The organism is Glycomyces tarimensis, from assembly GCF_054776215.1.
On sequence record NZ_BAAHCB010000011.1, the window covers coordinates 71,758 to 84,615 of the forward strand.

13 protein-coding genes are annotated in these 12,858 nt (G+C 70.8%); 5 read left to right on the plus strand and 8 right to left on the minus strand.

Annotated elements, in window-relative coordinates; all coding sequences use genetic code 11:
• The 3 genes from ACYVK3_RS10645 to ACYVK3_RS10655 all read right to left on the minus strand — a co-directional run.
• Positions 1 to 435: hypothetical protein (locus ACYVK3_RS10645; protein WP_460497288.1), on the minus strand; the 435-nt coding region annotated here is incomplete at its 3' end.
• A gap of 80 nt (positions 436 to 515) precedes the next feature.
• Positions 516 to 1,136 (minus strand): transcriptional regulator, encoded by a 621-nt coding sequence (locus ACYVK3_RS10650; RefSeq protein WP_460497289.1) that lies wholly within the window; start codon positions 1,134 to 1,136, stop codon positions 516 to 518.
• The gene (locus ACYVK3_RS10655) at positions 1,129 to 2,250 is read right to left on the minus strand and encodes a GAF domain-containing sensor histidine kinase (RefSeq protein WP_460497290.1); all 1,122 of its coding nucleotides are present in this window, start codon (positions 2,248 to 2,250) and stop codon (positions 1,129 to 1,131) included. Before ACYVK3_RS10655 ends, ACYVK3_RS10650 begins: the two co-directional genes overlap by 8 nt.
• A 123-nt stretch (positions 2,251 to 2,373) precedes the next feature.
• Here ACYVK3_RS10655 and ACYVK3_RS10660 point away from each other — a divergent pair, with 123 nt between their 5' ends.
• On the plus strand, positions 2,374 to 3,084 hold the full coding sequence (locus ACYVK3_RS10660) for an SDR family NAD(P)-dependent oxidoreductase (RefSeq protein WP_460497291.1): 711 nt from the start codon (positions 2,374 to 2,376) through the stop codon (positions 3,082 to 3,084).
• Positions 3,081 to 4,091, plus strand: coding sequence for an S-adenosylmethionine:tRNA ribosyltransferase-isomerase (locus ACYVK3_RS10665; RefSeq protein ID WP_460497292.1), 1,011 nt, complete (start codon positions 3,081 to 3,083; stop codon positions 4,089 to 4,091). The genes ACYVK3_RS10660 and ACYVK3_RS10665 overlap by 4 nt, the downstream gene beginning before the upstream one ends.
• Positions 4,092 to 4,132: 41 nt before the next feature.
• Here the strand turns inward: ACYVK3_RS10665 and ACYVK3_RS10670 are convergent, their stop codons facing one another.
• Positions 4,133 to 4,969: a Rossmann-fold NAD(P)-binding domain-containing protein gene (locus ACYVK3_RS10670; protein WP_460497293.1), complete on the minus strand. Its 837-nt coding sequence runs from the start codon at positions 4,967 to 4,969 to the stop codon at positions 4,133 to 4,135.
• Between the two features lie 223 nt (positions 4,970 to 5,192).
• Here ACYVK3_RS10670 and ACYVK3_RS10675 point away from each other — a divergent pair, with 223 nt between their 5' ends.
• Both ACYVK3_RS10675 and ACYVK3_RS10680 read left to right on the plus strand, forming a co-directional pair.
• Positions 5,193 to 5,954: a response regulator transcription factor gene (locus ACYVK3_RS10675; RefSeq protein WP_460497294.1), complete on the plus strand. Its 762-nt coding sequence runs from the start codon at positions 5,193 to 5,195 to the stop codon at positions 5,952 to 5,954.
• Between the two features lie 3 nt (positions 5,955 to 5,957).
• Entirely contained in the window at positions 5,958 to 7,337 is a 1,380-nt protein-coding gene (locus ACYVK3_RS10680) for a sensor histidine kinase (RefSeq protein ID WP_460497295.1), read from the plus strand.
• 9 nt (positions 7,338 to 7,346) lie between these two features.
• On the opposite strand, the gene ACYVK3_RS10685 is transcribed toward ACYVK3_RS10680, so the two are convergent.
• Genes ACYVK3_RS10685 through ACYVK3_RS10695 form a run of 3 tightly spaced genes read right to left on the minus strand, consistent with a single transcriptional unit; the run spans position 7,347 to position 10,212 of the window.
• On the minus strand, positions 7,347 to 8,135 hold the full coding sequence (locus tag ACYVK3_RS10685; RefSeq protein ID WP_460497301.1) for an ABC transporter ATP-binding protein: 789 nt from the start codon (positions 8,133 to 8,135) through the stop codon (positions 7,347 to 7,349).
• 38 nt (positions 8,136 to 8,173) lie between these two features.
• Positions 8,174 to 9,199, minus strand: a complete 1,026-nt coding sequence (locus tag ACYVK3_RS10690) for a FecCD family ABC transporter permease (protein ID WP_460497297.1) — start codon at positions 9,197 to 9,199, stop codon at positions 8,174 to 8,176.
• Positions 9,196 to 10,212: a FecCD family ABC transporter permease gene (locus ACYVK3_RS10695; protein WP_460497302.1), complete on the minus strand. Its 1,017-nt coding sequence runs from the start codon at positions 10,210 to 10,212 to the stop codon at positions 9,196 to 9,198. Before ACYVK3_RS10695 ends, ACYVK3_RS10690 begins: the two co-directional genes overlap by 4 nt.
• A gap of 226 nt (positions 10,213 to 10,438) precedes the next feature.
• Here ACYVK3_RS10695 and ACYVK3_RS10700 point away from each other — a divergent pair, with 226 nt between their 5' ends.
• The gene (locus tag ACYVK3_RS10700) at positions 10,439 to 11,485 is read left to right on the plus strand and encodes an ABC transporter substrate-binding protein (protein ID WP_460497298.1); all 1,047 of its coding nucleotides are present in this window, start codon (positions 10,439 to 10,441) and stop codon (positions 11,483 to 11,485) included.
• A 55-nt stretch (positions 11,486 to 11,540) separates the two neighbouring features.
• Here the strand turns inward: ACYVK3_RS10700 and ACYVK3_RS10705 are convergent.
• Positions 11,541 to 12,858 (minus strand): rhamnogalacturonan lyase family protein (locus ACYVK3_RS10705; RefSeq protein ID WP_460497299.1); only part of this gene is annotated, 1,318 nt, incomplete at its 5' end.

A 12,858-nucleotide genomic window follows, 5' to 3' on the forward strand; every position in this document is an offset into this window, starting at 1 on the left:
GCCCTGCGGAGGCATCGAGGCGAGGTCGATCCGCTCTCCTCCGGTCTCGATCCATGACCGCACGGGACTCGGCCGCACTTCGAATCCTTGGGTGAACTCGAATCCGATCTGGTTGATCAGCAGTTCAGCACCGCCGATGAGCTCGGGTATCCGAGACGGTTCGCCGGAGCCGTCGATGACGAATTCCGGAAATTCGGGCTCGGCGAAGTGGCAGGTGAACGAGACCGAGAAGTGCGGGCCCATGAGGTCGGCGCCGTCCTCGAGGAGGCGCGCATCGTCGCCCTCGCCACACCAGTGGTCTTGTCGCGGGCCGGTGAAGACCTCATGGAGACCAGTGGTCTCCAGTGGTTCGATCCGCGCACAGGCGGTGACCGCGAGGGCGATCGCGGCGAGGGGCAGGACGGTACGGGCTATTGAGGTATGCGAATGGGGCACGCGGTGACTGTAGGCGACTACGCACTGTGCCACCTGAGTAGACGGTCCGGATTTTCACGACGGCGACGCCCTGGAGCCGTTCAGCCGATGCCGTGCCGGACGGCCCACAGGGCCGCCTGGGTCCGGTCGGCGGCGTTGATGCGTCTGAGCAGGTTCGTCACGTGGGTCTTCACCGTCTTCTCGGAGACGCCGAGCGCCCGCGAGATCTGGCGGTTCGTCTGGCCCTTGGCGATCAGGCCGAGCACTTGGCGCTCGCGCGGGGTGAGCGACGGCGCGGCGTCGCCGGTGTCGCCCGACATGAGCCCGCGCATCGCGGCGGGCGAGAGCAGCGACTGTCCGGCGTGCACGGTCCTGATGGCGGCGGCCAGCGCGTCGGGGTCGATGTCCTTGTGGACGAATCCGGCCGCGCCCGCCTCGATCGCGGACGGGACTCGCTCGCCCTCGGTGGCCGAGGTCAGCACCAGCACGCGCGGGCCTCCCGCGTCGAGTCGATCCAGGACGCCTTGGCCGTCGAGGCCCGGCATCTTCAGGTCGAGGAGGATCACGTCGGGCCGGTCGTCGGCGATGGCCGCCAGCGCCTCCTCGCCGTCGCCGGCCTCGCCGACGACGGCGAAGTCCGCTTCGAGTTCGAGGTAGGCGCGCAGACCTTGGCGGACGACTGGATGGTCGTCGACGAGCAGGAGACGGATCGGCTCATTCATGGACCAGCTCCAAGGTGACGACGGTGCCCTCGCCGGGCGCGGTCGCGATCTCGAGCGCGCCGCCGACGGCCTTGGCGCGTTCGCGCATCGACAGCAGGCCGAGCCCGCGCGTGGCGGCCTCCTCGGCGTCGAAGCCCTCTCCGTCGTCGGCGACGGTGACCCGCTCGGAGTCGACGGTGACCTCGACTCGGTCGGCGCGGGCGTGCCGGTAGGCGTTCCCGAGCGCTTCCTGGACGAGCCGGAGCACCTCGACCTCGCAGTCGCGTGAGAGGTCCACCGGGGACCGGACGGTGAAGACGACGTCGGTCTCGTGCAGCCGGTCGAGCAGTTCGACGTGGCGTCGCAGCGTCTCGATCAGGCCGTGCGTGTCGAGATCGGCCGGGCGCAGTTCGACGATGACGCCACGCAGTTCGGCGATGGCGTCGGCGGCGAGCGCTTCGACCTGCGCCATCCGGGCTTCGGCGGCGACCGGGTCGGTGCCGATCTGCTTCGCGGCCGCGCGGGCGGAGAGCCGCAGCGAGAACAGCCGTTGCATGACCGCGTCGTGGAGTTCGCGGGCGAGCCGGTTGCGCTCCTGGATGATCGTCAGTTCGCGGCTGTGCTCGTAGAGTCGGGCGTTGGTGAGGGCGATGGCCGCGTGCGAGGCGAGCAGTTCGATCAGCTCGGTGTCGTCCTGGGTGAAGCCGGGCTTGCCGAGGTCGTTGGTGAGCACCACGATGCCGAGCGTCCGGTCGCCGTCGAGGATGGGGACGCCGAGCAGTGCCGCCATCGTCGGGTGGGCCTTGGGCCACCACTGGTAGCGGGGGTCGCGGCGCAGGTCGGGCAGCCGGATCGGCTCGTTCTCGGTGAGGATCGCGGCGAGCATCCCGTGCTGGCGGGGCAGCGGGCCGATCTTCAGGCGCTGCTCCTCGCTGATGCCGTCGGTGATGAACTCGGCGAAGCCGCCGGCCTCGTCGGGGATGCCGATGGCGGCGTAGTCGGCACCGACGAGGCGCCGGGCCGAGGAGACGATCACCTCCAGCACCTGCGGGACCGACAGGTGGCGGGTGATCGCGCCGACGGCGGCCGACACCTCGTGCAGGAGGGCGGTGGAGTCGGATCGGGAATCGCTCACGCCTCTCAACCTAGTCGAAGCTCCCGGGAGCGCACTCGGACGCTGGTCCTAGGACCACCGGAGTAGGACCACCGCGACCTCGGTCCGATGTGCGCGGCCGCTGCGGAGCATAGCGTCGAGGACATGAACAGCAACACTCTCGAAGACGCCGAGAACCGCACCGCCATCGTCACGGGGGCATCGGCAGGTCTGGGCAGGGCGCTCGCCGAGCGGCTCGCCGCCGACGGCTGGAGCCTCGTCCTCACCGCCCGCGGCGAGGAGCGGCTGGCCGAGATCGCCGAGAAGCTCGGCGCCCGGCACCTGACCGGCGACGTCGCCGATCCGCAGCACCGCGAGCGGCTGGTCGCACTGGCGGAGGGCCGCATCGACCTGCTCGTCAACAACGCCTCGACGCTCGGGGAGGTGCCGCTGCCGGAACTGGCCGAGGCCGACCTGACCGCGTGGCCGCGCCTGTTCGACGTGAACACGCGCGCGCCGATCGCCTTGGCGCAGTTGGCGCTGCCCGCATTGCGCGAGCGCGGCGGGGCGATCGTGAACATCAGCTCCGACGCCGCCACCGGCCCGTACGCCACTTGGGGGCCCTACGGGGCGACGAAGGCCGCGCTCGACCAGTTGTCGAACGTGCTCGCCGCCGAAGAGCCGCGGGTCGCGGTGTGGGCGATCGACCCCGGCGAGATGCACACCGAGATGCTGGCCGACGCGGTCGGCGAGATGGACGCCGAAGAGGCTCAGCCGCCCGGGCGCGCGGCCGACGCGATCGTGAGGATCGTCGCCGCCCGCCCGGCGAGCGGCCGGATCGAGGCCGGCGGTTTTCAGGAAGGAGCACCGCGATGAGCACGACATTGGCCTCCCCTTTCGCCTTCGCACTCGATGCCGCCCTGGAGGCGAACCAGCCCGCCGAGGTCCGCGGCTCGTCACGCTCGGACGTGCGGATGCTGGTGTCGGAGAAGGCGAGCGGCGAGATCAGCCACCGGCATTTCGAGGACCTCCCCGCGCTGGTCTCCCCCGGCGACCTGCTCGTGGTCAACAACTCGACGACGCTGCCGGCGTCGGTGCCGACCGAGCACGGCCGGCGTGTGCACTTCTCCTCGACCAGGCCCGACGGCTCGTGGCTGGTGGAGCTGCGCGACGGCCCGCGCCCCTACCTCGGCGAGGTCCCCGGGCGCGTCGTCCAGCTGCCCGGCGGTGTGAAGCTGGAGCTCTTGGAGCGCTTCGGGAAGCGGCTGTGGGTGACGCGGCCGCCGCTCGGATCGGTCCCGGAGTACCTGGCGCGCCACGGCAAGCCGATCCGCTACTCCTATATCGACCGCGACTGGCCGTTGTCGGCCTATCAGACGGCGTTCGCCACGGTGCCGGGTTCGGCCGAGATGCCGAGTGCGGCACGGCCGTTCACGCCCGAGATCGTGACGCGCCTGGTCTCGGCGGGCGTGGGCGTCGCGCCGATCACCCTGCACACGGGCGTGGCCTCGTTGGAGAGCGACGAGGATCCCTACCCGGAGTGGTTCGAGGTCGGCGAGTACACCGCCCGCGCCGTGAACGGCACGAAGGCCTCCGGCGGCAGGGTGATCGCGGTGGGCACGACCGTGGTGCGCGCGTTGGAGAGCGCCGTCAGGGGTGCAGCGGTGGCCGCGGCCTCCGGCCACACCGGCCGGATCGTCGCTCCGGCCGAGCCGCCGGTCGTGGTCGACGGGCTCCTGACCGGTTTCCACGAGCCGCGCTCGACGCACCTGTCGATGCTGGAGGCCCTGTGCGACACCGAGCTGCTGCGCGATTCCTACGCCGCGGCCATCGAGGCCCGCTACCTGTGGCACGAGTTCGGCGACGTCCACCTCATCCACTGACCGGCGGCATCGAGGCGTCCGTCGACGCCTCGATGCGCGGTTCAGTCGACGTAGATGTCCGGCTGGAAGTCGGTCTGCCCCGGTACGACCGAGTACGGCGACAGATCGGCGATCCCTTCGTCGGCGAGGACGTCCTCGACCATGACCGCGTTGCCGGTGTAGGCGTCCGGGGACTTGGCCAGGATCAGCAGCGCGGCGTCGGCCACGATCTCGGGCTTGCGGCTGCGCTCGACCATCGGCTTGCCCCCGAGCGCGAACTCGACAGCGGCGGTGGCGATCGTGGTGGCGGGCCACAGGCAGTTGGCGGCGATGCCGGGCTCGGTGCCGGCCGCGCCGAGCGTCATGATCGTCATGCCGTACTTGGTGGCCGTGTAGGGGCCGCCGTGGAACCACTTCGGATCGGTCGCCAGCGGCGGGGCGATGGTGAGCAGGTGCGCGTGATCGGACTCGCGCAGGTGCGGCAGCGCGGCCGAAAGGGTCGCGAAGGTGCCCCGCATGTTGACCTGCGTGATGAGGTCGAACCGCTTGAGGCTCATCTCGCCGACGGGCGTGAGATCGAGCGCGGAGGCGTTGTTGACGCAGATGTCGAGTCCGCCGAATTCGGCGGCGGCGCGATCGACGGCCTCGGTGACGGCTTCGGCGTCGCGCAGGTCGCCGATGATCGGGAGCGCCCGGCCGCCGGCCTTCTCGATCTCGGCGGCCGTCTCGTGGACGGTCCCGGGCAGTTTCGGGTGCGGTTCGCCGGTCTTGGCGAACACCGCCACCTTGACGCCGGCCGCGCCGAGCGCCACGGCGATGGCCTTGCCGATGCCGCGGCTCGCGCCGGTGACGAAGGCGGCCCGTCCCGCGAGGGGCTGGTCGTTGACGGCTCGCTCCATTGCTGTGCCTCCAGGTCTGTCGGTTGGAACCGAATCCTACTAGTCGGTAACTTACAGGCTCGCCGGCCGTCACGCCACCCCGACTCGCCGACCGCCTGAACGAAAGCTGAGAGCCGCTGCGGAAGTGCCGTGGAAACGGCGCCGAACCCTGTCGATGCTCCACACCCTGCAATATGCTGGCCGGGCAACCGAACGCAGGCGCGGGCAGCAGTAGGAGCGATGGATGACTTCGAGCAGCGGACCCGCCGGGGCCACTCCTCCAGAGGTGCCGCTCCGGTCCGACGGGTCTCCGGCGCGGCTGCTCGTCGTGGACGACGAGGAGAGCCTGGCGGACCTGCTGGTCGAGGCGCTCTCGTTCCAGGGCTACGACGTCACCTCTGCCCCCTCGGGCACCGAGGCGCTCGCCGCGGTCGAAGCCTCGCGCCCCGACCTGGTCATCCTCGACGTCAACATGCCCGGACTCGACGGCTTCGGCGTCGCCGACCGGCTGCGCTCGACCGGCGACAAGACCCCGATCATCTTCCTGACCGCCCGCACCGCCCCCGACGACCTGCGCGAAGGCTTCGGCTCCGGCGGCGACGACTACCTGATGAAGCCGTTCCGGCTCGAGGAGCTGTCGCTGCGTGTCTCGGCGGTCCTGCGCCGCACGATGGACGCCGAGACGCGCGGCCCGCGCGCCGAGGAGACCGTGACCGTCGCCGACCTCACGCTCGACCTGGCGGCGCATCAGGTGACGCGGGGCGGGGAAACGGTCGACCTGTCCCCCACCGAGTTCCGGCTGCTGCGCTACCTGGCGGCGAACGCCGGGCGCGTGGTGTCCAAACAAGAGCTGCTGAAGCAGGTGTGGGGCTATGACTTCGACACCGAGTCGAGCCTGTCCGAGACGTACGTGTTCTATCTGCGCCGCAAGCTCGACAAGCTCGGCCCCAGACTGATCCACACCGTCCGGGGCGTCGGTTACATGCTGCGTCCGCCGCGGGAGTAGCCGATGGCGATCCGCACCAAGATCGCGGCCGCGATGGCGGTCCTGCTGCCGATCGCGGTGGCGATCATCGGATTCGTGACCGTCAAGACCGTCTCCGACCACCTGATCGGCCAGGTCGACCAGAAGCTCCTCGACTACGTGCGCCACGGCATCGTCGACCGCCCGGGCGGGAACCCATCGCAGGACTACGGGTACTCCGACTTCGCGATCATGGCCTTCGACGATTCCGGCCGGCTCGTGTACCTCCAGCCGTCGGGCTACCTGGACGACCCGTACTCCAGGCCCGACCTGTCGGCGCCGCCGGACACCGACGAGTTCTTCGACGTCGGGAGCACCGAGGGCGACATGACCTACCGCGCCGCCGCGGTCCACGACCGCTTCTCCATCCAGGGCACCACCGTCGACCTCGTGGTCGCCACCCCGATCGAGGACGTCCACGCCACCATCTCGACGCTCACGCGCACCGTCGTCATCACCGGCATCGTCGTCTCCGCCATGGGCATCGCCATCGCCTGGCTCATCACCCGGCGGGGCATGCGCCCGGTCGACCGCATGGTCGCCGACGCCGAGACCGTCGCCGAAGGCCGGCTCGACCACCGCATCACACCGGCCGACCCGCGCACCGAGATCGGCCGGCTCTCGATGGCGCTCAACCGCATGGTCACACGCCTGACCGAGGCGATCGCCGAACGCGACCGCCAGCACGAGCGCCTGCGCCAGTTCGTCGCCGACGCCGGGCACGAACTGCGCACGCCGCTCACCGCGATCGGCGGTTACGTGCAGCTCTACCAGTCCGGGGCCGCGGCCGAGGGCGAGAAGCTCGACCGGGCCATGCAGCGCATCGGCTCCGAGAACGCCAGGCTCGCCAAGCTCGTCGACGACCTCATGGTGCTCTCGAGGCTCGACGAGGAGGTCGGCGGCGACCGCGAACTCGTGGAGCTGTCCCAGCTGGCCCGGGACGCGGTCGACGACGCCGAGGTGGCCGACCCCGGCCACCCGATCGAGCTTCGCGCCCCCGAGGAGCTCACCGTGGTCGCCAACGAGGGACAGCTGCGCCAGGTCCTGGTGAACCTGCTGTCCAACGCCCGCGTCCACACGCCGTCGGGCACGCGCATCGACGTCGACGTCGAGAGCGACGGCCACTGGGCCGTGCTGCGCGTGGCCGACCAGGGTCCGGGCATCCCGGAAGAACACCGCAAGCGCATCTTCGACCGGTTCTACCGGGCCGACCCGTCGCGCTCGCGCGCCACCGGGGGCTCCGGACTCGGTCTGTCCATTGTGACCTCGATCGTCTCGGGCCACGGCGGCGAGCTGCGCCTGGAGAGCGCCGAGGGCGAGGGCACCACGATCGAGGTGCGGATCGCGAAGGCCCAGCTCGAATAGGGCCGGACGCTACGTCACGGCCCTCGCACTCGGGATCACCAGCGGCGTCGCGGTCTCCGGATCGTCGATGACGCGGCACGGCAGATCGAAGACCTTCTGGACGACCTCGGCGGTGACGATCTCGGCCGGGGTGCCCTCGGCGACCACGGCCCCGTCGCGCATCGCGATCAAGTGCGTGGCGTAGCGCGCCGCCTGGTTCAGGTCGTGCAGCACCGCCACGAGAGTGCGGCCCTCCCGGTGGAGCTTGCCGCACAGGTCGAGGACCTCGAGCTGGTGGGTGATGTCGAGGAACGTCGTGGGTTCGTCGAGCAGCAGCAGCGGGGTCTGCTGGGCGAGCACCATCGCGATCCACACCCGCTGGCGCTGGCCGCCGGACAGCTCGTCGACGCCGCGGGAGGCGAGGTCGGCGACGTCGGTGGCGGCCATCGCCTCGGCGACGACGGCCTCGTCGTCGGCCGACCACTGCTTGAGGATGCCCTGGTGCGGGTAGCGGCCCCGGGCGACCAGATCGGCGACGGTGATCCCGTCGGGCGCGCTCGCCGACTGCGGCAGCAGGCCGAGCCGCCTGGCGACCGAGCGCGTCGACTGCGAGTGGATGTCGCGACCGTCGAGCAGCACCCGCCCGACCGAGGGCTTGAGCATACGCGCCAATGCCTTCAGCAGCGTCGACTTGCCGCAGGCGTTGGGGCCGATGATGACGGTGAACTCGCCCTCGGGAATGTCGACGGTCAGGCCCTCGCTGATGGCGACGCGGCCGTATCCGATCGTCGCCTCGTCGACGACCAGCGGGCTCGGCAGCACCTCGGCGACGCCCGCGGAGCCGTGTATTGGCACGGTCACGACATGACCCCCTTCTTGCGGTGTGTGGCGAGCAGCCACATGAGATAGACGCCGCCGACGACGCCGGTGACGACGCCGGTCGGCAGCTGGCGTTCGCCGACGCCGAACACGGCCGCCGCGTCGGCCGCGGCGACGATGAGCGCCCCGACCAGGGCGGCGCACAGGAAGCTGCTGGACGAGCCGGTCAGGCGGGAGGCGATGTGCGGGGCGGCCAGCGCGACGAACGCGAGCGGCCCGGCGATGGCGACACCCCCGGCGGTCAGGATCGAGGCGGTCACGAGCGCGATGATCCGGACGGCGTTCAGGTTGACGCCGAGGCCGACGGCGGTCGCCTCGCCCAGCAGCATCGCCGTGAGGCCGCGTCCGATCGCGACGGTGACGGCGCCCCCGGCGGCGAGGACGACGGCCGCGGTGGCGGCCTGGTGCCAGTCGCGGCCGTTGAGGTCGCCGGTGAGCCAGAAGACCGCGCGGGCGGCGTCGATGATGTCGCTCTGGGTCAGCAGGTAGCCGTTGACGCCCGCGAGGATCGCCGCGACGCCGATGCCGACGAGGACCAGCCGGTAGCCGGAGGGATCGGTGCCGCGGGTGAGCAGGAAGATCACCAGGCCGGTGCCCAGCGCGCCGATCGCCGCCGAACCGGTGACGACGGTGCTGGAGGCGCCCGTGAGAACGATCGCGGCCAGCGCGCCAACCGAGGCGCCCTGGGTCAGACCCAGGATGTCCGGGCTGCCGAGCGGGTTGCGCGTCAAGGTCTGGAAGAGCGCACCGGCCAGGCCGAGGCAGGCGCCGACGCAGACGCCCGCGGCCAGGCGCGGCAGGCGTACCGTCCAGACGATGAATTCCTCGGCGGCGGTGCCCGAGCCGGTGAGCGCGGCCCACAGCCGATCGAGGGTGAGCTCGAACGTACCGGTCGAGGTCGACCAGGCGCCGATGGCGGCCAGGGCCGCCACGCAGCCGATCACGGCCGCGATGGTGCGGCCGTGGAAGCGGATGGAATACTCGCCCAAGCGAATGACCGTCACAGGCGAGCCACCTTCCTGCGGCTGACCAGGTAGAGGAAGTACGGGCCGCCGACCACGGCGCACACGATGCCGACCTGGAGCTCGGCGGGCCGCGCGACGACGCGGCCGAGGATGTCGGTCGCGAGCAGGAACACCGCGCCCGACAGGATCGAGTAGGGCAGGACCCAGTTCTGGTCGGGGCCGGTGAAGGCGCGCACGATGTGCGGCACGACCAGGCCGACGAAGACGATGGGCCCGCACGCGGCCGTCGCGGTGCCGGCCAGGACCGTGATGGCGGCGATCCCGGCGATGCGGAGCACACGCGGGTCGACGCCGAGCCCGGTGGCGGTGGCGTCGCCCAGGGCCAGCGCGTTGAGCGGCCTGGCGAGCAGGATCCCGCCGAAACCGGCGACGGCGATGGGGCCGAGGACGAACAGCAGCGGCACGGTGTGCGCGTTGACGAGCGAGCCGACCGACCAGAACCGCATCTGTTCGAGCGTGGCGGTGTCGAGCAGCTGGATCGCCGAGACGTAGGCGTATCCCGCCGCGGTGACGGCCGCGCCGGCCAGCGCCAGCCGGGCGGGGGTGGCGCTGGCCGCGCCCGCGATGAGGTAGCAGGCGACCGAGGCGATCGCCGCCCCGACGAAGGCGAAGAGCAGCGTCCCGGTGAAGCCGACGAGGCCGAGGAAGTGGACGGCGGAGACGACGGCGGCCGCCGCGCCGGTGTTGACGCCGAGGAGGCCGGGGTCGGCCAGCGGGTTGCGGGTCATGGCCTGCATGAGTGCGCCGGCGAGCCCGAGCGCGGCCCCGGCGGCGAGCCCGAGGGCGGTGCGGGGCACGCGCAGCTCGGTGACGACGGGGTAGGCCTCGGCGGTGGCGTCGGTGAGCCCGGACCACACCTCGCCCAGACCCATCGAGCGGGAGCCGACGGCGACGCTGAGGACCGCGAGGGCGGCGAGGACGGCACCGAGGACGAACAGGCCGGCGACGCGGCGTGCGGTGGGAGGGACACCGGTCGCCCCGGGCGGGGTCATGGTCGTGGCTGCTGACAAGTGGTGGCTCCGAAGGTACCGACGGCAATTGTTGTTTAGGCTAACCTAAGCCGCACAGCTGAGCCAGGCTCACCCACCGGGAGGGCCAGAAGCGGTGAAGCGGTGGCCGCCGGCACATCATGACGCCGTGCGAGTCCGTAATATTTGCTTAGGCTAACCTAAGTCAACACTCTGACACGGTCACCTGCCCTTCACTGAGGAGATACACATGGCATTCGACGTCGACAGCGTCAAACTCGGCCGCCGCGGACTACTCGCCGGCGGCGGCGCCCTCGGCCTCACCGGCATGCTCGCCGCCTGCGGCGCGGGCGGCGACGAGGAGTCCGGCGGCGGTTCGGAGGACACCGGTCCCTGGTCGTTCACCGACGACGCCGACCAGACCGTCGAACTCGACAGCATCCCCACCTCGATCGTCGCCTTCACCGGCATGGCCGCCGCGCTGCACGACTTCGGCATCACCCCCAAGGGCGTCTTCGGCCCCACCACCAATGAGGACGGCAGCCCCACCTCGCAGGCCGGGAACCTCCCCGTCGACGAACTGACCATTATCGGCAACACCTACGGCGAGTTCGACATCGAGGCCTACGTCGCCCTCGAGCCGCAGGTGGTGATGACCCACTTCTACGTCGACCCCGCCTCACTGTGGTACGTGCCCGAGGAGAGCAAGGAAGAGGTCACGAGCATGGCCGCGCCAGTGCTGCTGGCCGCCGACGACGGCTCCAACACCCTCACCGACGTGATCGGCCGCCACGCCGAACTGGCCGCGAGTCTCGGCGCCGACCTCGAATCCGAGGACAACGCCGCCGCCAAGGAGCGCTACGACGCCGCGATCGAGACGCTCCGCACCGCCGCAGCCGAGAATCCGGTCAAGATCCTGGCCTGCTCGGGCGCGCCGGACTTCTTCTACGCCTCGAACCCCGTGCACGCCAACGATCTGCGCCTGTTCACGGAGCTCGGTCTCGACCTCGTCGTTCCGGACGACCCGGACGAGGACGGCGGGGCCGGCGGGTACTTCGAGAGCCTCTCGTGGGAGAACGCCGACAAGTACGCCGCGGACCTGCTCCTGCTCGACGCCCGCGAGGTGGCGCTCCAGCCGGAGGCGCTGGCCGACTTCCCGACCTGGAACGCGCTTCCGGCCGTCCAGGAGGGGCAGATCGTCGGCTGGAACTCCGAGCCGATCTACTCGTACACGGGTTCCGCCGAGAACATCGAGGCGCTCGCCCAGGCGATCGTGAACGCCGAGAAGCTCGTCTGAGGCGCATACGACGAGAGCGGGGCCCCCGGGAGGGGGCCCCGCTCGCCGTCTCGGGTTATCGCAACTGCTCGATCAGCCGGTTCGCCTGGTGGACCAGCACCGGGCCGGCCTCACCGTCGATCCGCTCGGCCTTGTAGGCGAATCCCTCAAGGGCCTTGACCGCCTGGGCGGTCTTGCCCTTCTCGAGGAACCACTCGGCCGTGGTGAGCTTGGCCGCGAGGACCATGCGCTCCCAGCGGCTGAGGTCGCCCTCGTAGGACTCGAGCGTGTCCTTGAGCTCCTGCAGCGTTCCCGGAGCGTGGAAGTCGGGGACGGGAACGTCCGCGAAGTCCATGTCCGAGGCCATGTAGAAGCTCGTGTACTGCGGCTGGTTGTAGGCCGTCTGCTGCGCTGCCACGCCGACCCGGTACTGGGGGTCGTGCATGAGCGTGTACAGCTTGCGGTCGGTGACCTCGGTGGACAGGTAGATCCGCAGCGCCGAGGAGTCCTCGGTGCGCAGCAGCAGCTCCTCGCGCCAGTCGCCGAACACGTCGGCCACCAGGCTCGGGTTGCCCTTCGTCCAGTTATTGGTCAGCGTGCCCTCGGCCTCGAGCAGCACCCCGCGGTCGTAGTCCTGGATCCACGGGGTCTCGAGGACGTCGGTGGCGGCGCCGTGCACCTGCTGGGTGGTCATGTCGGCCGCCCACCGGATGCTCATGTTGGTGCCGGGCACCTCGCCGCCGAGGCGCTCGCCGGTGGCGCTGAACAGCCCCCGCTCGCCTTCGGTGTTCGGAGGCATCGAGCCCCAGACCTCGAGCCCGGCGATGTCGGGTTCGACGTCACCGACCATGCCCCGGCCCGTGTCGCGACCGGTGTAGCCGCCCCAGAGGATCTCGCCGGTGGCGGCGTCCCGCATGGCGTAGCCGTAAGGCGCCCAGACGCCTCCCTCGTGAACGGTGAAGATCTCCAGGCCCTCGTTGTTCGGGTCGAAGTCGCCCACGTGCTCCGCGTCGCCGTGTCCGAGTTTGACGTATTCGCCGGCGACGTTCGACTCCGGCGGGCCGTAGTCGTACGAGGAGTACAGCAGCGAGCCGTCGTCGTCGAGCGTGGCCGAGCCGTAGACGATCTCCTGCTTGCCGTCACCGTCGACGTCGGCCGCGCTCAACGAGTGGAAGCCCTGGGTGGTGAGCGTGCCCCATTCGGGGTCCGGTCCCTCGACGCCGTGCGGGCCGTCGTTGAAGGGGTTGGACATCGGGGCGTGGCCGGAGTCGGCGAGCCAGCGTTGGCTGAGCTCCTCGCCGTCCCAGTCGATGGCCGCGATGGTGGCACGGGTGTAGTAGCCGCGGGCGAAGATCGCCGAGGCGTGCTCGCCGTCGAGGTAGGCCACCGCGGAC